Below are 24,595 nucleotides of genomic sequence, written 5' to 3'. Positions count from 1 at the left end.
AGGTGAGCAAGCCTATCTGCTATTCGAACACTACTGACCTTGAATCCTGATGTTTGGGAAAAATGCAAGTAGAGAACAGAAGCGCACTCCAGTCAAAGCAACGCTGAGCTGCATCCTGTAAATTCCCCTCTTTTGATACCGCCGGTTCTTTCCATGAAAGGCTCAAATTTAGGCTACGGCTTCATCCTCATTTCTACGTACTGTTCACTGAATACCAGCACTTGTTACGATTATCCTGGTGGTGATACCCGTGCGACCCTGTTGTTTCAGAAAGGATGGCTCAACAACTTTAAGGAATATTGTGAAGTTAACGTTGCTTAGTAAAACACGTTTGCCCAGAATGCTTGATCAGCTTGCGTCTGGCCGGAGACCATGTTGCTTTTATGTTTGTGCAAAGATGAAGTTATGCCATCACTCCCCTTTTTAGACCTCTTTACATATCATGAAACAGTGTGAGAAATGGCGATTTTCGGCCTGAAAATTTGAAAAAAATTCATACTATTCATTGCGTTATGGGTGTTTTTCTCTGGTGCATTTTCACGAATTCCCACCGATTTTCACCTCTTTTTTACGTGAAAATCTGCCTTCCCAAAGAAAAATAATGCCAGTTAAGCGGTCTGGACTATGCCGCAATGAAGCATGGCAGTTCAGACAAGAGCCAACCCATTCGCCAACCTTCGAGAGCGGGCTAAGACAGGCGGTTCAGAGAATGATAGACAAAAAGCGGGCTAATCTTCTGGGCTGATTTCATTAATAGTTACAACGTTTTTGGGAGCGGGACTTACCGGGATTGCTACCAAATATGAGGCCTTTGCCAAGGCCTCGCGGTGAGGGCGATGGACGAGCAGTGGATCTGTCACGCCAGCCTTAAGCCGTCGCTGTGTAACGTTTACGGTGCCTTAGATTTAGGGCAGGGCAGGCAGCGATCACGCATCAGGTGATAAAATATTTTCTGCCAGCTTACGCTGTACCAGACGCAGTGTACGGCGTCTGATCCAACCGCTGGCTGGGCGGATAAGCAGCCAATAGCAGCTAAAGCGTGCTTTTACTCCAGGTGTGGGACAGTAGACAAAGGTTTCAGTGCATAAGCGAGTTTCTCCAGCGGGATCGATGATGACCTTAAAACGCAGCACTAGCTTGGCAGCATTCGGGTCAGCGAACTGGAGAAATTGCTGGGCATCCTCTGGTTTGGGAAACATCAACGCTGACTGCCAAAAGCGGCCAACCAGTCCAAAAGAGAGTTCGTGGCTGCTTTGATGCAGCAAAGTAAAGCTGTCCAGGCTAAAGGACGGAGCGGGTGTTGTTCTGCGGCGCAACCGATCCGGTAGTTGACGCAGCGCCAATAAACGCTTAATCAGCGGGTCCTCATGCATATCCAGTGTCTGCACTACGTGAATAATTGACTCGGGCAGGGCGTTGAGTGGGGCTGACTGATGTTTCTCATGAAAGCTGAACATCGGTAAAAAAGGCGATGCATCTTGCCAGTGTCGACACGCCTGCGCGCTGATAAACCCTAAAAACGCCATTGTTCTCTCCCTGAGTATGTGGCGCATTTCTCATTTCGCTCTGCGAGAATTACACCTGCTCTGCACGGTAAAATCACCGGTGCCTGGAACGCAGACCATAATCACTCTTGAGACTACCCCTCGTCAAATTCTCTCCGAGTGGTTGCCTGTAGCGGGCAAGTGCGATAAACCCGAAGTGGGGAGTGGGGAGTGGGGAGTGGGGAGTGGGGAGTGGGGAGTGAGGAATAGGGAGTAGGGAGTAGGGAGTGAGGGCATTCTGGATATGTAACGACTTTGGATCCAGACATACCCCTGGGGTGACAATTATCCCCCGGCAATAGCCTCTCAACACCGATTCATCTCTCTTTTCATGTGAAAATTTGGCGATTTTCAGCCTGAAAATTCATAAAAAACCTATACGGTTCATGATGTTGCGGATGATTTTGACTGGTGTGTTTTCATGGCTTTTCACTCATTTGCCAACGCTGTTACCAGGAGGTGCGGATATGCCCCTTCCCTGGGGTAGGGGAAAACCGATAACGCCCTGACAGATTACGCCTGCCCCCCGGATTGCGCGGCGACAATGTCCAGCAGCGCCTGTAGCGGATGGAGCAACGTGGTGTGAGCAAATCGCTTCACCTGGCTACGGCAGGAGTAGCCGGTGCTCAGACACCGCTCTGCGGGCAGGCTTTCCAGCTTGCGTTGCCAGGAGAGCGAATAAATGCCGCGCGAGTTTTCCAGGTTAATCCGCTCATGTCCATAGGTTCCGGCCATGCCGCAACACCCGAGGTTTACCGCTTCCAACCGTGCGCCAAAATGGGCGAATATCATGGCCCACTCCTGAGCCGATCCCGGTAGCGCCGTGGCTTCAGTGCAATGGGTAAACAGATACCATGGCAGGGATTTCGGTTGCATGACGGCGGGTTGAAACGGCACGCTGCGCAACCACTCATGCATTAGCGCCACGGTAAAATGGCCGCGCTGGTCGCCCAGCACCCGTTGGTATTCGTCGCGAAAGCAGAGCACCAGCGCTGGGTCAACGCCCACCATCGGAATATTCAACCGGGCAATTTGATTCAGACGCTCTGAGGTCAAGCTGGCGGTGTGAGCAAAGCGCTGTAAAAACCCTTTCACATGTTGCGCTTTGCCATTCGGCGTGAAGGGCAGGATAACCGGGTGGAAACCCAAATGCGTAATCAGCTTAACTGCATCTTCAACCACCTTCGCATCATAAAAACTGGTAAAAGGATCCTGAATCAACACCACATACTTTGTTCTCTGCTGTTCACTGAGCTGGAACAACCTGCTTGCAGGCGTCAGTGCCGTAGGATGTGATGCAACACGCTGCTTTAATGTCGGCACGGATAGCAGCGGGAGATCAACCATTCCCGTGGTTTTACTGACTATCTGGTGAACGAGTTTTCTGCGCAGGAACAGGTTGGTCAAACGCGGGATGCGGGCGAGTAGCGGGGTGTAGCTCTCTACTGCGGCGACAATATGATCGCGCAGGGGGCGCAGATAGCGCGTATGGTAAAGTTGTAAAAAGCGGGAGCGAAAGTCGGGAACGTCTATTTTTACCGGACACTGGGTGGAACACGCTTTACAGGCAAGGCAGCCTGACATCGCCGCTTTGACCTCATGAGAAAAGTCATAACGCCCCCTTTTGGCGGCCAGCGTGTGGTGTAAGCGCAGCATAAACCCCGGGCGGGACGCCTCCACTGTTGCCGGATCGATGTTTTTCTCCGCCAGCAGACGCAGCCACTCTCTTACCATAGTGGCGCGGCCTTTGGGGGAGTGAAGGCGATTTTGCGTAATTTTCCAGGAAGGGCACATCGGGCTAAAGGTATCGTAGTTGAAACACAGCCCGTTGCCGTTGCATTCCAACGGCCCGCGCCAGTCGGTGCGGATATTCACCGGGATCTGCCGATCGTAAGTCCCGCGTTTTACCGCATCGACACGAAACATCGCGCGATCATCAGCCTGCAGCGGCGGGCATATTTTGCCGGGATTAAGACGATTGAGGGGATCGAAAGCGGTTTTAATGCTTCTGAGTTCCTGATACAACTCAGGCCCAAAAAATTCCGGACTGTATTCGGCGCGAAAACCTTTACCGTGTTCGCCCCAGAGCAGTCCGCCATATTTCCCGGTCAGCGCCACGACTTCGTCAGAGATATGCTTGTGCAGTATTTCGTGTTGGGGATCGGTCAGATCCAGCGCCGGTCTGACATGCAAAACGCCAGCGTCAACATGACCAAACATGCCATAACGCAGTTCATGTTTGTCGAGCAATGCCCTGAATTCTGCGATGTAATCCGCCAGTTTCTCCGGTGGCACGCAGGTATCTTCGACAAACGCCACCGGCTTACCCCGTCCACGGGCATTGCCGAGCAAACCCACGGCTTTTTTACGCATGGCGTAAATACGTTCGATTTCGTCCACTTCGGTGCAGAGCTGCCAGCCTATCACCCCGGCCTGCTGAGCAGTAATAAACTGATTAAGCCGCTCGCACATCACTGCCACACGCTGATCAATCTCCTCTTCATCGTCCCCGGCGAACTCAACCATATTCAGGCCGAGCAGCTGTTGGCCGGGAATATCAGTAATGAGTTTACTCACCGAGTGCCAGACAATATCTTCGCGCGCCAGGTTCAGTACGGTCGAATCTACAGTTTCCACCGAGAGCGCATTGGCCTCTACCATGAAGGTCGCATTGCGTAGCGCCGCATCAAACGAATCATACTTGACGTTAATCAGGCGTCTGACCTGCGGAATAGGGGTGATATTGAGCTTTGCGGCGGTGATCAAAGCCAGCGATCCTTCGGACCCGGCCAGAATGCGGCTGAGATTAAACTCCGTTAAGTCATCGCTATACACATGCCGCAGGTCATACCCGGTCAGAAAGCGGTTTAGTTGGGGAAATTTTTCCAGGATCAGGGCGCGTTGGGTACGGCAGCGCTCCACTACGGTACGGTAAATATGGCCTTCGCGGCTGCTGGCCATTCCCCGCGTGGCAGCTTCTGCCGCTGACATCGGGCCCGCCTCAATCGCCTCACCATTCACCAGTACGGCGGAGAGACCAATGACGTGATCGGAGGTTTTACCGTAGACCAGCGATCCCTGGCCTGAAGCGTCGGTATTGATCATTCCACCGAGGGTGGCACGGTTACTGGTGGATAATTCAGGCGAAAAAAAGAAGCCAAACGGTTTGAGATAGTCATTTAACTGGTCTTTCACCACGCCCGCCTGCGCGATCACCCACCTCTCTTCGATATTGATTTCGATGATGTGATGCATATAGCGGGATAAATCAACGATGACATTATGGTTCAGCGACTGGCCATTGGTGCCGGTGCCTCCACCGCGAGGCGTGAAAGTGATAGCAGGGAAGGACTCATCAGCCAGGCGGGTTAGTAATTCGATATCAGCGCTATGGCGTGGGAATAATAGCGCTTCCGGCAAACACTGATAAATACTGTTATCCGTGGCGAGAGTCAGTCTGTCACTGTATTGATCCGCAATATCACCGCTAAAACCTCGCACGCGAAGTTCCGCAAGAAAGCGCTTTGTCTCAGGGGGAATGCCGGGTACGTCATCAAGTCCTGGAATCATTTTAATTTGCTCACCTAAATAGAGTGCACATCGTACCGCTCGTGATTGCACCCGGTATTTGCACCCGGATTTCAACCGTATGAAGCGGCGGCACAACCTGTTTCAGAGTCGGGGGTTGGAATTTGAATAATGCTGAATTGAATAAAAAACACGATTTATCATGCTGTTAAACGAAAAATATTTTTTTTTCGCAAAACTGTGATCGATAAGAAAACCCTATCATGACGTCAGTTGTCAGACATCTTATCTCATGTTATAAGGATGTGACAATGTAGTTTCGTAGTGACTCAAACCGAGTGTGAGCTGGCACTTACCGATACTTCACCATGCTGTTAACCAGCTGGTCTGATGAAACTGGATATGAGAAATGATCGAACGTAATAATACAAAGCAGGCGGTGCGGATTGGGGTCGATATTGGGGGAACCTTCACCGATATTGCGCTGGAAATTGGCACGCAAATTTTCTCGACGAAGTTATTAACCAATTACTCAGCCCCCGAGCAGGCTATTCTGGACGGTATTCTGACGGTGGTAAAAGATGCCGATATTCACCTCAGTGATATCGACATGGTGATCCACGGCACCACGCTGGCAACCAACGCACTGATTGAACGTCGTGGTGCTAAAACCGCCTTTATTACGACAGAAGGTTTCCGGGACGTATTAGAAATGCGTACTGAGAACCGTTTTGAGCAGTACGATCTCAATATCACCTTGCCCAAGCCGCTGATTGCGCGTCCCGATCGTTACACCCTGAACGAACGTGTGGGGTCCAAAGGTCAGGTGCTGAAAGCACTGGATCTGGATGAAGCCGAGACGCTGGCCAGCGTCATCGAGCAGGGCGGTTACACCAGCGTGGCAATTGGCTTTATGCACAGCTACCTGAACGGTGAACATGAAGCTCGGGTGCGCGATATCCTGCTGCGCCGTAATCCATCTCTCTCTGTCAGCATTTCATCTGAAGTTTCACCGCAAATGCGCGAGTACGAGCGTTTCAACACCGTCTGCGCCAACGCCTATGTCCGTCCGGTCATGGAGTCTTATCTTCACTCGCTGGTTGATCGTCTGAAAGAGACCGGGATCGCCTGTCCGGTGTTTATGATCCACTCCGGCGGCGGCATCATCAGCGTGCAGAATGCTGCGGCCTTCCCGGTACGTCTGATGGAATCTGGCCCGGCAGGCGGAGCCATGTTTGCCGCTGATATTGCCAACCGTTTCAGTCTCGATTCCGTTATCTCGTTTGATATGGGCGGCACCACGGCAAAAATCTGTTTGATCGAGCAGGGCCGCCCGAAGACGGCAAAAACATTTGAAGTTGACCGCAGCTACCGTTTTAAGAAGGGCAGCGGCATGCCAATTTCAATCCCGGTAATCGAAATGGTTGAGATCGGGGCCGGTGGTGGCTCATTAGCCAGCGTCGACAGCATGAACCAGATCCGCGTCGGGCCTGAAAGTGCCGCGTCAGAACCGGGTCCGGCCTGTTATCAGCGTGGCGGTAAACGTCCGGCGGTAACGGATGCCGATTTAATACTGGGTCGCCTCGATGCGGATAACTTCGCCGGGGGAGCCATCAGGTTAAGTACTACCGCGGCTGAAACCGCCTTGAATGACGCCGTCGGTGAGAAGCTGGCACTGACGCCATCGCTGGCCGCTTTCGGTATCAGTGAAGTGGTAGATGAAAACATGGCAAATGCGGCGCGTGCTCACGCGGTAGAAAACGGCAAAGCGCTGGAGGCCTTTACCATGATCGCCTTCGGTGGTGCCGCGCCGGTACACGCTTCGCGCCTGTGCGAAAAACTCGGCATTGACCGTTTGCTGATCCCACGCAGTGCCGGTGTCGGTTCGGCGGTGGGCTTCCTGAAAGCACCGTTTGGCTACGAAGTGGTTAAAAGCGCTTTTATGCGCCTCGACCTGTGTGACATGAGCCAGGTGAACGCCACGCTGAATGAACTGGCCGCGAGCGCCGCGCAGGTGCTGGAAGAGGGCGCGCGCGATCAAACCATCATCTGGGAGCGTCGTGCTTATATGCGCTATCAGGGCCAGGGTTGGGAGATCCCCATCGAGCTGCCAGAAGGTCCCTATCAGGATGCGCAGCGCGAAACCTTTGCCCAACTGTTTGAGCAGGCTTATACCCAGTTCTTTGGTCGTCCGATTGAAGGATTGCCGATCGAAATCATCAGTTGGACCGTCAAAGCCAGTTCACAGCTGCCGCCGGTTGAAAAGGTGGATCCGCTTCAGGCTGTCACCGCCACGCAGAGTGCATTGATCCGCCCACTGTTTGATGCGGCGCTGGGGGACTATGTCGATGCGCAAATCTGTGAACGTGAAAGCCTGCGTCCCGGACAGCGTGTCAGCGGCCCGGCTATCGTCGTTGAACGCGAAACCTCCACCATCGTCACTTCCAGCTTCGATGTCATTGTGCAGAACGATGGCAGCCTGCTGGTGCAGAAAAAAAACCTGCTGAATTAAGCCCGGCTATCAGGACTATTACCATGACCAATCAGACGTTAGCAAAAGTACAGCAACAGGTGATGTGGAATCGCCTTATTTCCGTGGTTGAAGAGCAGGCCATGACGCTGATCCGCACGGCATTTTGCCCGAGCGTGCGAGAAGCAGGGGATTTGTCCGCCGGGGTATTCGACATTCACGGTCGAATGATCGCGCAGGCCGTTACCGGAACGCCGGGCCACGTGAATACCATGGCGGAATCCGTTGCACACTTCATTAAGGAATTTGGCCCGAAAAACATTCTGGAAGAGGATGTTTATATCACCAACGACCCCTGGAAAGGCACCGGGCACCTGCACGACATTACCATTGTCACCCCGACTTTCCGTCATCAGAAACTGATTGGCTTCTTCGCCTGTACAGCACACGTCGTTGACATCGGCGGGCGTGGCTTTGGCCCCGATTCACGTGAGCTGTATGAAGAAGGCCTGTTTATCCCTCTGTTGAAGCTGTTTGATCAGGGAGAAACTAACCGGGTTCTCATCAGCATTTTGCGCAATAACGTGCGTGAAGCCGATCAGGTGATTGGCGATATCTTCTCGCTGTCGGCCTGTAACGCGGTGGGCGCGCGTCGCCTGCTGGATATGATGGATGAGTTTGCGCTGGATGATTTACAGGAACTGGCCGATTTCATTTTCAGCAACAGTGCGGCGGCCACTGCCGAACGTCTGGCGCAGTTACCCGCCGGAGCAACGGCTTCGAATAGCATGACGCTGGATGGCTACGATGAGCCTGTCACGCTGGCCGTCACTCTGACGGTGGAAGATGGCACCATCATGGCCGATTTCGCAGGCACATCGGGTGCCAGCAAGTTTGGTATCAACGTCCCGCTGATCTACACCAAAGCCTACGCCTGTTATGGCCTGAAATGTGCGCTGGCCCCGGAAATCCCTAATAACGAAGCCTCGCTGGCGGCCTTCAAGGTGAAAGCGCCGGATAACTGCATCCTTAATGCGCGTCGTCCTGCTCCGGTTTCGGTGCGTCATGTACTGGGTCACTTTGTCCCGGACCTGGTACTCGGTGCGCTGCAAAAACTGGCGGGCATTGATGTGCCGGCAGAAGGCTCTGGCTGCCTGTGGAACCTGCATGTCAGCGCGCGCCCGACCGATGAAAACGCCGACCCTGCGCTGAATGCAGAAATTTTAATGTTTAACAGCGGGGGCACCGGTGCGCGGGCGCAGTTCGATGGCCTGAGTTCAACCGCTTTCCCAAGCGGTGTACACACTATGCCGGTAGAAGCCTCAGAGCATGTCGGCCCGATCACTATCTGGCGTAAAGAGTTGCGTCCTGGTTCAGGCGGCGCGGGTAAGTATCGCGGTGGTTTGGGTCAGATTATGGAAATCGCGCCAAATGAAGGTTTTGAGTTCCGTTTCAACGCGATGTTTGACCGCGTGCTCTATCCGGCACGCGGACGCGAGGGCGGGCTGAGTGGTGGCGCGGGACGCGTTTCACTGGCCGATGGCACGCTGTTAAAAGCGAAAGGCACCCAGCTGGTGCCACAAGGCAACGCGCTGGTGCTCGAGCTGCCAGGTGGTGGCGGTCATGGCGACCCGCGGCAACGCGACCGCGCTTTAGTACAGCGCGATATCGAATATGGCTTTATCACCGAAGCCGAAGCCCAGGAACTCTACGGATACTCTTCTAACGCCCGCTAACGGCGGCAGAATAACAGTGAGCGAAGATGATGAACTATCAATCAGAACGACTTTCCCGCATTCAGTCATCGCCGAGTATGGCGGTGTCGCAGGCAGCGAAAGAGATGACGCGTCAGGGCATTAATGTGGTCGACCTTAGTCTGGGTGAACCTGATTTCGATACGCCGCAGAATATTATTTCTGCCGCGATTCAGGGGATGCAGAAGGGCAAAACGCGCTATACCGCGTCAGCGGGCATGCCAGAGCTGAAAGAGGTGATTGTTCAGAAGCTGGCACAAGACAACGGATTAACCTATACCGCAGATGAAATCACGGTGGGTAACGGTGCCAAGCAGATTATTTTTAATGCGCTGATGGGCACGCTCGAAGAGGGCGATGAAGTGGTGATTCTGGCCCCTTATTTCGTCTCCTACCCGGACCTGATTAAACTGCACGGCGGTGTGCCGCGCATTGTGACCTGCCGTGCGGAAAATAATTTCCGTCCGACGCGGGAAGATCTGGCGGCGGCCATCAATGAAAAAACGCGCTGGATCATGCTGAATACACCGTCGAACCCTTCAGGTGCGGTGTTAAGCCAGGCGGATTTCCGCATGATTGGTGAGGTGGTGCGTCCATTCAGCAACCTGCTGGTCATGTCGGATGAAATCTATGAAAAAATTGTGTTTGAAGGCACAGAATTTGTTTCATTCGGCCAGGCCTGTCCCGATCTGCGTGACAGAACGTTGATCATTAACGGCGTCTCTAAAAGCTATGCGATGACCGGCTGGCGCATCGGTTACGGAGCCGGGCCCGCAGGCTTAATTCAGGTAATGAATAAGCTACAGTCGCAGAGCACCACCAATGCCTGTTCCATTTCGCAGGTTGCCAGTGCGGAAGCCATCAGTGGCAATCAGGATTTCGTTGAGCACTGCCGCATTCAGTATCAGATCCGCCGCGACCTCATGTTAGCGGAACTGCAGGCCATCCCGCAGCTTAAAGCGTTTTCGCCAGAAGGGGCGTTTTATCTGTTCGCCGACTGTGGATCGCTAATCGGCAAAAGTACGCAAGCGGGAAAAACCCTGCGTAACGATGCGGATGTGGCCACCTATTTTCTGACCGAAGCACATGTGGCCTGCGTGCCCGGTGCCGCTTACGGGCTGGAGCCTTTTGTCCGTTTCTCTTTTGCCACCTCTGAAGAACAGATCAGACTCGCGGTGAAGCAACTCGCGGCGGCAATCACCAAACTGGTTTAATCGTAAATATCGTGTTGCCTTGTATAAGGCAACCGTTGCAAAAAGTGTGGAGCTATTATGGCGAGATTTAAGCGTATTCTTATTACCGGTGCAGCGGGTCGTCTTGGTTCGGTATTAAGAAAAGAGTTGGCCGGTCTGGCAGATAAATTACGTCTGACTGATATTGCTGATATGGGCAAAGCCGCAGATAACGAAGAAATTATTCAGTGCGATCAGGGCGATTACGACAAAATACTTGAAATCACCCGTGATGTTGATGCAGTGGTGCATTTAGGCGGTATTCCGCTGGAAAATACCTTTGAGAATATTTTGCATGCCAATATTCGTGGCAGTTACAACGTGTATGAAGCCTGTCGTCGCAATGGCGTGAACCGTATTATTTACGGCAGCTCTAACCATGCGATCGGTTTTTATGCGCGTGAAGCGATGATTGGCTCTGAAGTGCCGCATCGACCGGACAGCCTGTACGGCCTGAGTAAAGCTTTTACCGAAGATTTGGCGCGTTATTACTACGACAAATTTGGCGTAGAGACGGTTTCGATCCGCATTGGTTCTTCTTTTGAGGAGCCAGTAGATCGCCGGATGTTAGCCACCTGGCTGAGTTTCCGCGACTTTGCCCAGATGGTTGAGCGTAGCCTTACCGTGCCACGGGTGGGCTTCACCGTGGTCTACGGCGTGTCAGATAACCGCGAACAGTTCTGGAACAACCAGCAGGCGAATTTCCTCGGCTACCAGCCGCAGGACAGCGCGGATGTATTCCGCGAAAAAGTGGAGGCCAATACCGCCGTGCCGGATCCAAAAGATATCGCCGTCGTGTATTGCGGAGGCAGTTTTCCTGCCGCTGGCCACTATGAAGATAACCACTAAATATTTGCTGGAGAAAGAACATGTCTGATATTAAATCCTATGATGTGGTGATTATTGGTGGTGCGGTGATTGGTAGTGCTACGGCGTATTTTCTCGCAGCCAATCCAGATTTTAATGGTTCGGTACTGGTGATTGAACGCGATCCAACCTATGCAAAATCGGCAACAGCGTTATCATCCAGTTCTATTCGCCATCAGTTTTCCAATGAAATTAATATTAAGATTTCACAGTACGGTTCAGAATTTATTAAGTCCTTTAATGACTATTGTGCTGTTGATGGTGATGTACCGGAGTTAGGCTTCCAGGAGAACGGCTATCTCTACATGGTGAGTGAAAAGGATCGCGCCATCCTGACGGAAAACTACCAACAGCAGGTCGCGTTAGGTTCTGAAATGGCATTACTGACGCCAGAACAGATCGAACAGCGTTTCCCCTGGATCAATGCGCAAGGTGTGGCCGCCGGTTGCCTGGGCTTATCCGGTGAAGGCTGGTTCGACAGCTTTGGTCTGTTGCAGGGCTTCCGTAAAAAAGCGCGCTCGCTGGGTGTTACCTACATTCACGATGAAGTGGTGGGCTTAACCCGCAACGACGACAAAATCGAACGCGTTCATCTGGCCTCGGGTGAGGTGATCAACTGCGGCTATGTGTTAAATGCTGCGGGCACGCGCGCCAGCAAAGTCTGCGAAATGGCTGACTTATCGATTCCGGTCGTACCGCGTAAGCGCTGCATTTTTGTCTTTGACTGTCGGGAAAAAGTGGCCGATAAAATGCCCGCTATCATCGACCCGACCGGGATTTTCTGTCGTCCGGAAGGGCGCTACTTCCTGAGTACCCTGGAGCCTACGCCCGATCCGGATGTCGATTTCAATGATTTTGACGTGATCCACTCTGAGTTTGAAGAACGTATCTGGCTGCCGCTGGCGGAGCGCGTTCCGGCCTTTGAAGCCATCAAAGTCGTCAACTCCTGGGCCGGTCATTATGACTACAACACCCTCGATCATAACGCCATTATTGGCCCACATACCCATGTGAAGAACTTCCTGTTTGCCAATGGCTACAGCGGCCATGGTTTACAACAGTCTCCGGCGGTAGGTCGTGGTCTGGCGGAGTTGATCACCTACGGTGAATACCGTTCGCTGGATCTCTCACCACTGGGCTACGAGCGTATCGCCACTCAGACGCCGTTCCTTGAAAAATTAATTATCTAGTCCGGAGCACAACCATGAAATCTGCAATGAATTCTACCGCGTCCGTGCGTAATGGCGGTCGCGTCCTGATTGATGCTCTGCGCAATAACGGCATGGACCGCGTGTTCTGTGTTCCGGGTGAAAGCTATCTCGCGGCGCTGGATGCCTTACATGATACGCCGGAAGTGGCACTGCATGTTTGCCGTAATGAAGGGGGCGCAGCCTACATGGCTGACGCCTACGGCAAGCTGACGGGCAAACCGGGTATCTGTTTTGTTACCCGTGGGCCAGGTGCCACTAACGCGAGCTGTGGGTTGCACGTTGCCCGTCAGGATTCGACGCCGATGATTCTGCTGATCGGTCAGGTTGCGCGTCAGGATATGGATCGCGAAGCCTTCCAGGAGATCGACTATCGCCGCATGTTTGGTGAAGTCGCCAAATGGGTTGCGCAAATCGAAGATGCCTCCCGTATACCGGAATATGTCAATCGCGCCTGGGCTACGGCTACGGCGGGACGCCCGGGGCCAGTGGTTCTGGTACTGCCAGAAGATATGTTGACCGATGAAACACAGGTTGCCGATCTCCCGGCATGGACTCCGGTTGTCACTTTGCCCGGTACGGCGGACGTTCAGCGCATTAGTGATGCCCTGGAAACCGCCGAGCGCCCGCTGGTGATTGTCGGCGGCAGCGGCTGGAGCGAAACCACGCGTCAGCAGCTCGAAAAATTTGCGGATACCTGGCAACTGCCGGTGGCCAACTCATTCCGCTGCCAGGACTATATCGATAACGATCACGCGGGGTATGTGGGTGACCTGGGCATTGGCATCAGCCCGGCGTTAACCGAGCAGGTCAAACAGGCGGATCTGCTGTTGGTGATTGGCGCTCGTCTGGGTGAGATGACCACCCGAGGCTATTCACTGATTAATATTCCGCAGCCGCAACAGCGTTTAATCCATATTCACGCCAGCGCGGAAGAGTTAGGAAGCGTCTATCACGCTGAAGTTGCGATTAATGCGGCTCCTGCGGCAGTCGTGGCGGCACTCAGCGAGACGAAACCCACGCGTACGCCAGCATGGCAGCAGCAGACGCGTCAGGCACGTGCGGCGTTTAACGCATGGAACCAGCCGATTACCGTCGCGGGTGATGTGCAAATGGCCCAGATTATCGACTGGCTCAACCGCAACGTGCCTGAAGACACCATCGTCTGTAATGGCGCAGGTAACTACACGGGATGGATCCACCGCTTCTGGCGCTTCCACCAGGTGCGTAGTCAACTGGCACCCACCAATGGGGCGATGGGCTACGGCACGCCAGCCGCGGTGGCAGCAAAACTGATCGCCCCTGAGCGTACCGTGATTGCCTTCGCCGGGGATGGCTGTTTTATGATGAATGGCCAGGAGCTGGCCACGGCCGCGCAATATGGTGCCAACATCATTGTTATCGTGGTGAATAACAGCATGTTTGGCACCATCCGTATGCACCAGGAACGTGAATATCCACGCCGGGTGGTGGCGACAGAATTGCAGAATCCAGACTTCTGTGCTCTGGCGCAAGCCTACGGTGCGCATGCCGAGTTGGTTACTCACACGGAAGCTTTTGCCGCCGCATTCGAACGTGCGCGCTCAGCGAACAAGCCTGCGGTGATCGAAATCAAACTGGAAAAAGAGATCATCTCCCATAACACCACACTGTCAGCACTGCGCGACCGTTAAGGTAAGAAGAAGAGGCAGTCACGATGTTGTCACTGCTTCAAGACGTTCTTTTTGCCTGTTATTTTGCTGCTATGGCCATTCGGGTAATAAGCCAGCGTTATGGCTGGACGGCAACTTTCAGATGCGGATTTTTTAAATTCAGTTAAATCAATGAATTAAATTATCGCATTGAGCAAAATAAGACCTGCGTCAAATTAATCAATAACGATTTTACATATCCGTAACGATCAAATTGCGCGTAATTACGAGATGCGATAAGTTGTCAGACATCTTATTACCGCACAACAGATGAATGAGAACCTCAAGATGGAATCATACAAGAGCTTCATCGGTGGAAAGTGGGTAGGCACTGAAGCGACGACACATAACGTTAATCCTTCAGACACCAAAGACCTGCTTGGGCTGGCGGCCCAGTCTGGTATTGAACATGTGAATCAGGCCGTGGCGGCCGCACGCGAGGCTTTCCCTGCGTGGTCTACCAGCCCCATTCAATTGCGTAGCCGCATTTTAGATGTGACCGGCAACGAAATTCTGGCGCGCCGTGACGAACTGGGACGCCTGCTGGCGAGTGAAGAGGGCAAGACCCTGCGTGAAGCCACTGGCGAGGTGATTCGCGCCGGTGAAATCTTTAAGTTTATGGCCGGTGAAGCCCTGCGCATCCCGGGTGAAGTACTGGACTCAACACGTCCGGGCATGACGGTGGAAATTACCCGTGAAGCCGTGGGGGTCATTGGCATGATTACGCCATGGAACTTCCCGATTGCGATTCCGGCATGGAAAACCGCACCTGCGCTGGCCTTTGGTAACTGTGTGGTGATCAAGCCCGCCGAACTGGTGCCGGCCAGTGCACAAGTGCTGGCGGACATTCTGCATCGTGCTGGCTTGCCGGATGGGGTGTTTAACCTGGTGCTGGGCAAAGGTTCCGTTGTCGGACAGGCACTGATTGAACATCCGGGCATTGATGCCATCTCCTTCACCGGCTCACAGGGCGTAGGCGAAAACATCGCGCAGATTGCCGCCTCACGCATGATTCGTTGCCAGTTGGAAATGGGCGGTAAAAACCCCCTGGTGGTGATGGATGATGCGGACATTGATATTGCCGTTGAGTGTGCGCTGGACGGCTCGTTCTTTGCCACCGGGCAGCGCTGCACCGCGTCTTCACGGCTGATTGTTCAGTCAGGCATTCACGATCAATTTGTCGAGCGTCTCGTCAGCCGCATGAAAGCGATCAACGTCGGACATGCGTTGGATCCGCAAACCCATATCGGCCCGGTGGTTGACCTGCGTCAGCTGGAAAGTAATTTCAGCCATGTACACAGCGCTCGCGCAGAGGGGGCCGAACTGATTTACGGCGGTGAGCGTCTTGACCTGGCGACACCGGGTTTCTACATGTCGCCAGCACTGCTGATCGCTACCCACAATGACATGAAGATCAACCAGGACGAAGTGTTTGGTCCGGTGGCTTCGGTGATCCCGGCGGCAGATTTTGATGAGGCGCTGGCGATTGCCAATAACACCCGCTTCGGCCTCTCTTCCGGGATTGTGACACGCTCCCTGAAACATGCCGCCGCATTTAAGCGGCACTCCCAGGCCGGGATGGTGATGGTGAATGCGCCTACGGCAGGTGTCGATCCGCATGTTCCTTTTGGTGGCCGTAAAGCATCCAGTTTTGGCCCGCGTGAGCAAGGTCGTTATGCCATCGAATTTTATACCTCGGTGAAAACCTCTTACATTCAGCCTTAATGGTTACAACATGAGTGACGCAAAGATGAAAATTTTGGTCGCAGTGAAGCGCGTTGTTGATTACAACGTAAAAATTTCGGTCAATGCCAGCCAGACTGGGGTTGAGACTACCAACCTGAAGATGTCGATGAATCCGTTCTGCGAAATTGCTGTGGAAGAGGCGATTCGTCAGAAAGAGAAAGGTTACGCCGACGAGGTCGTGGTGGTCTCGGTGGGAAGTCAGGCCAGCCAGGAACAACTGCGCGCTGCGCTGGCTCTGGGTGCCGATCGTGCCATTTTAGTTGAAGCGGAAGAGGGGCTGGAGTCTCTGGCGGTGGCAAAACTGCTGGCGGCAGTGGTCAGACAGGAACAGCCAGAGCTGGTGATTCTGGGCAAACAGGCGATCGATTCCGATGCCAACCAGACCGGCCAGATGCTGGCGGCGCTCACCGGTTATCCGCAGGGTACCTTCGCTTCAGAAGTTAACATCGTGGAGAAGAGCGTGGCGGTTACCCGTGAAATTGATGGTGGCCTACAGACGCTCTCGCTGGTATTGCCTGCCATCATCACCACCGACCTACGCCTGAATGAACCCCGCTATGCCTCGCTGCCCAACATCATGAAAGCGAAACGCAAACCGCTGGATGTGGTCTCTGCCGCAGATTATGACATTGATACTCGCCCGCGCTTAACCACGGTTTCCGTTGTGGCCCCTGCGCAACGTGAAAGTGGTATCCGCGTCTCCAGCGTGGATGAATTACTCAATAAACTGAAAAATGAAGCGAAGGTGATTTGATTATGAAAACGCTCATCATTGCTGAACACGATAACCTGCATCTGAATCCTGTCACCCTTAATACCGTGCAGGCTGCCACACAGATCGGTAACGAAATCCACTTACTGGTTGCCGGTTATGGTTGTCAGGCTGTCGCGCAAGCCGCGGCTAAAATTCACGGCGTGACGCAGGTATTCGTCGCTGATAATGAAGCCTATGCGCATCAGCTAGCGGAGAACGTTGCGCCGCTGATCGTGGATGTGGCACAGAGTTATAGCCACATTTTGGCCCCTGCCACGACTCAGGGTAAGAACGTGCTGCCGCGTGTGGCGGCACTGTACGATGTCGCCCAGATTTCAGACATTATCGCGGTGGTGTCAGCGGATACCTTTAAGCGCCCGATCTATGCCGGGAATGCCATTGCAACGGTAAAATCCGAAGATTGCCTGAAAGTCATCACCGTGCGTGGCTCAAGTTTTGCCCCTGTTGAGTCAGGTTCTGGCAATGCGTCAATCGAACCCCTCAGTCAGGTGTTTAAATCCGACAAAGTCAGCTTTGTCCGCGAGCAGCTGGAAAAAACCGCGCGTCCGGAACTGAATGCTGCGCGCATTGTGGTCTCCGGTGGACGCGGTGTAGGTAGCCGCGAGAACTTTGCGCTGCTGGAACAACTGGCAGACAAACTGGGTGCAGCGGTGGGCGCGTCTCGTGCGGCGGTTGACTCTGGCTATGCGCAAAATGATCTTCAGGTGGGTCAGACCGGTAAAATCGTTGCGCCCGATCTCTATATTGCCGTCGGTATTTCCGGTGCTATTCAGCATTTAGCCGGAATGAAAGAGTCTAAAATCATTGTTGCTATCAACAAAGATGATGAATCACCCATATTCCAGGTCGCTGATTATGGTTTAGTAGGCGATCTGTTCGATGTATTACCTGAACTAACCAGCAAAATATAATATTAATCATTATTTATAACGGGAGTGTTTTACACACTCCCGCTACTTTCTCTTTAATTAAACCCCAAGGTGATGCTGTTTATTTCGCTAGATAAACACGAGATAAAATGGCAGGCAGAAAGTCAGAGGTCATAATGGCAATACTTTTCAGAGGCGATGAAACGAGCGGCAACCAGGCGACGCATTTCAAAAAAGAGCTATCAACATTTGATTTGACATTTATTGGCCTTGGTACGGTTTTTGGATCGGGTTGGTTATTTTCAGCTAGTTATGTCGCCTCATATGCTGGCCCAGCGGGTATTCTTTCCTGGATATTTGCAGCTGTCGCAGTATTAGCACTGGGGCTGGTGTATTGTGAGCTGGGAGCTGCTCTTCCTCGTTCAGGAGGTGCAATAAGTTACCTGATGACATCCCACGGCCCTCTTATGAGTTATCTAATAGGGCTGATTACTGTTATTTATATGTCGAGCATGATTGCAATCGAGGTGGTAGCCGCAAGACAATACGCCGCCGCCTGGTTTCCTTCTCTCAATCATTTTGGATCCAGTACTCCAACAATGATGGGTTGGTTACTCCAGTTTGTTATGCTCTGTTTCTTTTTTTCGCTTAATTACCGCAGTATCAAAACCTTCTCGACGTTCAATAATCTTATAAGCATCCTTAAATTTGCCATCCCGGTCCTACTGATCATTGTTCTTTTTACCTTTTTTAAACCTGAAAACTTTACCTCACATGGATTTGCTCCAATGGGGTTCACCGGGGTAGAAATGGCGGTCTCAGCAGGCGGAGTAATTTTTGCCTTTCTTGGGTTAACACCGATTGTTTCTGTGGCCAGTGAAGTTAAGAATCCACAAAAAACGATCCCTATTGCACTGATTTTATCCATTGTGATTTCAGGAATCTTGTACATCCTGCTCCAGGTGGTTTTTCTCGGGGCTGTGCCAGTGGCATTCCTTGGGAATGGTTGGGCAGGGGTCGCTGCGCACTTTAAACTTCCTTTTCACGACATTGCCATTTACCTCGGCGTTGGCTGGCTGGCCATCCTTATTGTGATGGATGCCATCGTTTCACCCACCGGTTGCGGTAATATCCATATGAATGCGACGCCACGCATTGTTTATGCATGGTCACGTTCAGGCACCTTCTTCCGCATTTTTTCCAAAGTTGATGAAGAATCGGGAATTCCGCGCCCTGCGCTATGGCTAACATTCGCGCTTGCCGTGTTTTGGACCTTGCCGTTCCCTTCCTGGGAAGCGATGATCAGCGTGGTATCGGCCTCTCTGGTGTTGAGTTATGCGATTGCCCCGGTATGTGTGGCGGCGCTGCGGCGTAACGCTCCCGAACTTAAGCGTCCATTCTACTTAAGAAGTTTTGCGATAGTTGGCCCAGTTTCCTTCGTGATTGCCACGTTAATTGTTTACTGGTGTGGCTGGAATAACTTGAGTTGGCTGTTTGTCTCACAAATTGTGCTCTATATCGCTTATCTGTGCTTTAGCAAAGTGGTTCCGCAAGACTATGTCAGTCTTGGCCAGCAAATTAAATCGTCGCTGTGGTTAATTGGTTATTATATTTTGTTAACGGCTATCTCTTATCTTGGTTCATTTGGCGGGAAGAATATCATCCCACATCCTTATGATTTGTATGTTGTCGCGGCGATTGCGATTGTCTGTTACTACTGGGGAGCATTTACTGGTATCCCAAAAGGGAAAATAGACCTCTACGTATCGGAATGATGAGGTCAAATTTAATATTATTATTTCGTGACGAAGATAATCCATGTGTGTCGATCAAGGATGATCATTTTTTCATAGCAATGGCAGTAACAGGCAGTGATAGCCCCCTGGTTACAGCGGCATGAATCTGGCTATTGGCAGTGTGGCTGCCAATATTTTATGGTCTTCATCAGCAGCGCATAATAAGAGCAGTTGTACTCTGAATGCCTGTTCTCCGAGAGAATGTATCAATGACAAACAGACGTTCACAAGATAAACAGCCGTTAATCAGGCAGGCGCTGTCTCTGGCGGCCGGACATGATGCTCAGGTTAATGATGAGGACTATCTCCGCTTTTCCCGGCTATTTTTGCGCGCGCTGCCGGTTGAAACGTTAAATGAAAAGAGCCCGGCACAGCATGCGGTCATTTTACGGCAATGCTGGAAAGCCATGAAACATTCACCGGCAGAGCGCGCCACTCTGCGGCTTATTACGCCAGCCAGCCACGAACACAGCGATCTTTCGTCACCTTCCTGTATCGTGATTGTTGCGCGAGATATGCCCTGGCTGATTGAGTCGGTTCGCACTGAACTGAATCGCAAGAACATCACAATGCATTACTTACAAAATGCAGTCATCGATGTCGTGCGCGATGCAGAAGGCCGCGTGACCTGTTACCAGGATCCGATGTCACCTGTGGTACAGGATGCGCGAGCAGAGGCGATTATCTATGTTGAGATTGACCGCCACAGTGACGCAACGATGCTGCACGATATCGAGTCCGGGTTGACAGAAACCTTGCGCTTCTTGTATCAGGCCAGACAACAGCGTACTACGATGATCAGAATGCTGTCCGTACAGGTCACGAAGCGCATCGCCAATGATCAGACGCTGACAGAAACCGAGATTCACGAGTCCAGAGCGTTTATCGACTGGTTGCGCGAAGAAAATTTCTTGTTCCTCGCGCATGAAGAGTTAGCGATCAATCATGATGATAAGACCGCCACAGTAACCAGACAAACCGGACCACTCGACTTCACACCCGGCGACAGTGAATATGCCTCTCTGAACCTCGGTCAGCATAACCCGATCTTCAGTGTAAAAAGGGATCGCCGACGCTGTGACTTCTACCGTAATCACTATTTCCACCAGATTATTGTTGACCATAATGACGGGAAAAACCTGTCACGTTTTTATGGCATTTTCACCACCACGGCGATACTGACGCCACCGGAACAGATCCCCCTGGTCAGGGAAAAAATTGTCCGGGTTAAAAAGCTGAGCGGCCTGCAAACCACCGGGCACCGATCGCGAGAGTTAGCCAGAATTCTGCATACCTATCCGTGGGAAGAGTTGCTCATCGCAACCACCAGCGAATTATTGCAGACCGCGATGAGCATTTATAATTTACAAGAGCGTCGGGGAGCATCGGTGTTTGCCCGTATCGATCCCGGCCAGGCGTACATTTCCGTTTTATATTACGTGCCGAAGGATACCTACTGCACGGCCCTGCGACTCCGGGTGCAAAAGGTCTTGCTCGACTATTTTTCCGCCACGACGCTGACGTTCAGTACCACCTACAGTAATTCTATTTTGTCCCGGACTCACTTTTACCTCTCGCGCGATCCGGGGCAGCCGCCGGTTGAGAGTATTGAAGGGTTACAGACGCTGATTGCCGCGGTTTCCCTGTCCTGGGACGATCAACTGCACGCAGCGTTGCAGGAACGCCTCGGGGAGGAAGCAGGCAATGCGTTGTTTTATCGCTTTGGCAGAGCCTTCTCGCTCGGATATCAGGAACATCATTCGGCGCAGGACGCGGTAAACGATATTCTCTGTCTGGCCGCATTATCACCGGATAGCCCACCGGCCCTGCGGGTTGATCGTGGTGCCGACGTGCAGTCCGAAAGGATGGGATTAAAAATTTTCAGTACGACAAATCCCCTGATGCTGTCAGAGGTGGTGCCGGTACTCGATAATGCTGGCGTGCAGGTTGAAAGTGAAAATACCTGGATGATTGATACCCAGCTGACAGGGAAATGCTGGATACATCAGTTTTCATTGATTTATAGCGGTAATGCAGACAACCTCACCTCTCAGGTTCTGCAGCAGTGGCAAGATAATCTCGCTGATGTGATGAACAAAAATAGTGAGAACGATCGCCTCAACCGGCTGGTACTGGATGCCGGACTGCGTGGGTTTGACGTGATGATTTTGCGCGCGCTCTCTCGCTATATGCATCAGCTACGCCTGGGGTTCAGTCAGCCCTTTATCATCGAAACCCTGAACAATTACCCCGCCGTGGCCGCGATCTTCTCCTCGCTGTTCAACAGCCGCTTTGCACCGGACATCGCCCAACGTGAGCAACACTGCGAACAACAAAAACAGACGTTGGAACGTTGCCTGGAGGGGGTAAAGAGCCTGAATGAAGAGCGGGTGTTGCGGTCATTCACCGAAGTCCTGTTTGCCATTGTGCGCACCTCTGGCTGGCAACAGACCGAAACGCCTCAGGCACGACCTTTTATCGCTTTCAAATTCAGCCCTCAGTCAATCAGTGGGGTGCGTCAGCCTTGCCCACTCTTTGAAATGTTTGTCTACAACGCCGAGATGGAAGGGGTACACCTGCGCTTCGGTAAAGTTGCGCGCGGTGGGTTGCGCTGGTCTGATCGCAGTGAAGACTACCGCACCGAAGTCCTTGGGTTGGTCAAAGCGCAGCGCGTCAAAAATGCCGTTATTGTTCCGGTCGGTGCCAAAGGGGGATTCATTGTTCGCCAGCCAGTCAGAAATGCCACCCGGGCAGAAACCGTGGCGCAGGGGATCAGCTGCTATCGCCTCTTCATCCGTGGCTTATTATCGCTTACCGACAATCTGATCGACGGTCAGACCGTTCCCCCCGCCAACACACTGTGTTACGACGATGAAGATCCCTATTTAGTCGTGGCCGCCGATAAAGGCACCGCCACCTTTTCTGATATCGCTAACCAGCTCGCCAGCGAGGCAAATTTCTGGCTGGACGATGCGTTTGCTTCTGGTGGAAGCCAGGGCTATGACCATAAAAAAATCGGCATCACCGCAAAAGGCGCGTGGGAATCGGTCAGACAGCATTTTTATGAACGGGGGCTGGATGCGCAAAAAGACGCCTTCAGCGTCATTGGCATTGGGGACATGGCCGGTGATGTGTTTGGCAACGGCATGTTGCTCTCCGCGGCAATCAAACTGATTGCGGCGTTCAACCACAATCACATTTTCATCGATCCTGCGCCTGACTGTAAAACCAGCTATCAGGAACGTGTCAGGCTGTTTAATTTGCCGGGTTCGGCATGGAGTGATTATCGTCCCGAGCTTCTCTCTGCGGGAGGCGGTATTTTCTCCCGCGATCTGAAGCGCATCACGTTGTCGCCTGAAATCCAGCAACGCTTTGACATCAGCGCATCGGTACTGTCGCCTGATGAGCTGATCAAACACATTCTTTGCGCCGAGTGTGACATGTTATGGAGTGGCGGTATTGGCACCTATGTGAAGGCCAGCCAGGAGAGTGACAGTGATGTAGGGGATAAGAACAACGATACGTTACGCATTAATGGCCGGGATCTGCGAACACATATTGTGGCGGAAGGCGGCAATCTTGGACTCACCCAACTGGCGCGCATCGAATTTGCCGCGCAGGGCGGCACCATTAACACTGACTTTATTGATAATGCCGGCGGTGTCGATTGCTCTGATCATGAAGTGAATATCAAAATCCTGCTGAATCTGCGGGTTGCCCGTCACCAGATGACGATTGACGAGCGTAATACGCTGTTAAAATCGATGACAGATTCTGTAGCAAGCTGCGTGCTCAGTAATAACCGGCACCAGGCTCTGGCACTGAGTCTGGCTCAGCAGATGGCCGTTGAGCAGGCGGAAAGCAACATCAAGTTAATCCGCTATCTGGAAACACAGGCTGGGCTTGATCGCGACCTGGAATATCTCCCCGATGAGGCCACCCTGATGCTACGCAGAAAAGAGGGTAAAGGCCTCAGCCGACCAGAACTGGCGGTATTGATTTCATATACCAAAAGTTCACTGAAACAAGCATTTATCGATGAGAAACTCGCCAGCCATCCGTTTGCCCGGAAGTCCGCTTTTTCAGCTTTTCCGCTGGAACTGGCCAGGTTATATCCGGAAGATATTTTGGACCATCCGCTGCTGAGTGAAATCGTTGCGACTCAGGTGGCCAATGAGATGGTCAATCGGTTGGGTATCAGCTTCGTGTGGCAGTTACAGCAGCAGCGCCAGATGTCGGCAGCCAATATTGCGCTGATATGGTTAGGACTCAAAGAGCTGTTCTCCCTTGATGTGTTGTGGTGTGAAGCGGAGCGCGCGGGCAACAGCCTGACATGGGCAGAGCAGTCGGACATTTATGGCCTGTTAATGCGCTTTGTCAGCCATGCTGCGCGCCGCATCTCACTGAATATGGCTGATCCAGAGCAGTTCTTACTGCGCTTACCGCAACTTAAGCGTGATTTAGTGAGCTATGAAGCATTGCTGCCGCAGCTGTCACTTCAGCTGAAAAGTGAGACGAAGCCTGATGCAGGGCGGGAAGGTGTGCATCCGCAGCTGCTAAAGATCATTGACTGCTACGACCTTTATCTCTCTTTCCTTGATATCGCCAATACGGCGTCAACCTCCCAAAAGCCGGTGACGCAGGTCGCCCCGCTTTATATCTTTATGCAAAAAAGGCTCAAGCTTGATCAGCTGGCAACGGCCGTCGAAAACTATAACCCGCAAAACGAATGGCAGTCTCTGGCGCGTGAAACCTGGTTGTATGACCTCACACTTTGTCAGCGCAATATTTCACGCAGTATTATCGAACAGGGCGATGATGCCGACTATTCTGGCGAACAGCTGGTTAATCGGTGGCTGGAGAAATATAAGAAATCGCTACAAAAATGGGATGAAATGACAGGGGAGGCACCGGGAATTAGAGCGGATGAACTGTCTGCCTTTGCGATGATGCTGCGAGAACTGGAAGGTTTTATATATAACTAGCTGATTTAAATCGGTTAAATTTCCAACTCAGCCTGGGTGCTGCATGACAGTGCCCGGGCTGCATTTTTATTAAAGATTATGTTAATTTTAAGTACTTATTGCCTCCCAATGTCAGATCATATGATATCAT

At 52.3% G+C, this 24,595-nt stretch carries 13 protein-coding genes; 11 read left to right on the top strand and 2 right to left on the bottom strand.

Features of this window, described 5'->3' with window-relative positions; all coding sequences use genetic code 11:
- Window positions 1–926 precede the first annotated feature (926 nt).
- Together B880_RS0103455 and ydiJ are read right to left on the bottom strand one after the other, a co-directional pair.
- Window positions 927–1,526: a hypothetical protein gene (locus B880_RS0103455; protein WP_017345977.1), complete on the bottom strand. Its 600-nt coding sequence runs from the start codon at window positions 1,524–1,526 to the stop codon at window positions 927–929.
- 531 nt (window positions 1,527–2,057) lie between these two features.
- Window positions 2,058–5,114 carry a D-2-hydroxyglutarate dehydrogenase YdiJ gene (ydiJ, locus tag B880_RS0103450; RefSeq protein ID WP_017345976.1) on the bottom strand — a complete coding sequence of 1,019 codons (3,057 nt, stop codon included), beginning with the start codon at window positions 5,112–5,114 and terminating at the stop codon, window positions 2,058–2,060.
- A 367-nt stretch (window positions 5,115–5,481) separates the two neighbouring features.
- On the opposite strand from ydiJ, the gene B880_RS0103445 reads away from it, so the two are divergent.
- The 11 genes from B880_RS0103445 to B880_RS24650 all read left to right on the top strand — a co-directional run bounded on the left by B880_RS0103445 (window position 5,482) and on the right by B880_RS24650 (window position 24,465).
- Window positions 5,482–7,584 (top strand): hydantoinase/oxoprolinase family protein, encoded by a 2,103-nt coding sequence (locus B880_RS0103445; protein ID WP_017345975.1) that lies wholly within the window; start codon window positions 5,482–5,484, stop codon window positions 7,582–7,584.
- A gap of 23 nt (window positions 7,585–7,607) precedes the next feature.
- Window positions 7,608–9,278 carry a hydantoinase B/oxoprolinase family protein gene (locus B880_RS0103440; RefSeq protein WP_017345974.1) on the top strand — a complete coding sequence of 557 codons (1,671 nt, stop codon included), beginning with the start codon at window positions 7,608–7,610 and terminating at the stop codon, window positions 9,276–9,278.
- Between the two features lie 26 nt (window positions 9,279–9,304).
- Window positions 9,305–10,510: a pyridoxal phosphate-dependent aminotransferase gene (locus B880_RS0103435; RefSeq protein WP_202813416.1), complete on the top strand. Its 1,206-nt coding sequence runs from the start codon at window positions 9,305–9,307 to the stop codon at window positions 10,508–10,510.
- Window positions 10,511–10,567: 57 nt separating this feature from the next.
- Window positions 10,568–11,377, top strand: a complete 810-nt coding sequence (locus tag B880_RS0103430) for an NAD-dependent epimerase/dehydratase family protein (protein ID WP_017345972.1) — start codon at window positions 10,568–10,570, stop codon at window positions 11,375–11,377.
- A 20-nt stretch (window positions 11,378–11,397) separates the two neighbouring features.
- Window positions 11,398–12,585, top strand: coding sequence for an NAD(P)/FAD-dependent oxidoreductase (locus B880_RS0103425; protein ID WP_017345971.1), 1,188 nt, complete (start codon window positions 11,398–11,400; stop codon window positions 12,583–12,585).
- A 14-nt stretch (window positions 12,586–12,599) separates the two neighbouring features.
- Window positions 12,600–14,276: a thiamine pyrophosphate-binding protein gene (locus B880_RS0103420; RefSeq protein ID WP_017345970.1), complete on the top strand. Its 1,677-nt coding sequence runs from the start codon at window positions 12,600–12,602 to the stop codon at window positions 14,274–14,276.
- A 306-nt stretch (window positions 14,277–14,582) separates the two neighbouring features.
- Window positions 14,583–16,019 (top strand): aldehyde dehydrogenase family protein, encoded by a 1,437-nt coding sequence (locus B880_RS0103415; RefSeq protein ID WP_017345969.1) that lies wholly within the window; start codon window positions 14,583–14,585, stop codon window positions 16,017–16,019.
- 25 nt (window positions 16,020–16,044) lie between these two features.
- On the top strand, window positions 16,045–16,794 hold the full coding sequence (locus tag B880_RS0103410) for an electron transfer flavoprotein subunit beta/FixA family protein (protein WP_026042399.1): 750 nt from the start codon (window positions 16,045–16,047) through the stop codon (window positions 16,792–16,794).
- 2 nt (window positions 16,795–16,796) lie between these two features.
- Complete coding sequence (locus tag B880_RS0103405) at window positions 16,797–17,726, top strand: electron transfer flavoprotein subunit alpha/FixB family protein (protein ID WP_017345967.1); 930 nt, start codon at window positions 16,797–16,799, stop codon at window positions 17,724–17,726.
- Window positions 17,727–17,860: 134 nt separating this feature from the next.
- Window positions 17,861–19,459: an APC family permease gene (locus B880_RS24655; protein WP_051005674.1), complete on the top strand. Its 1,599-nt coding sequence runs from the start codon at window positions 17,861–17,863 to the stop codon at window positions 19,457–19,459.
- A gap of 230 nt (window positions 19,460–19,689) precedes the next feature.
- Complete coding sequence (locus tag B880_RS24650) at window positions 19,690–24,465, top strand: NAD-glutamate dehydrogenase (protein ID WP_017345965.1); 4,776 nt, start codon at window positions 19,690–19,692, stop codon at window positions 24,463–24,465.
- Window positions 24,466–24,595: the final 130 nt, after the last annotated feature.

Origin of the sequence: Pantoea sp. A4 (genome assembly GCF_000295955.2) — a bacterium.
Classification (GTDB): Bacteria; Pseudomonadota; Gammaproteobacteria; order Enterobacterales; family Enterobacteriaceae; genus Pantoea; species Pantoea multigeneris.
The sequence above is the reverse complement of the archived record's forward strand: the minus strand, read 5'-3'. Positions and strand labels throughout refer to the sequence as shown.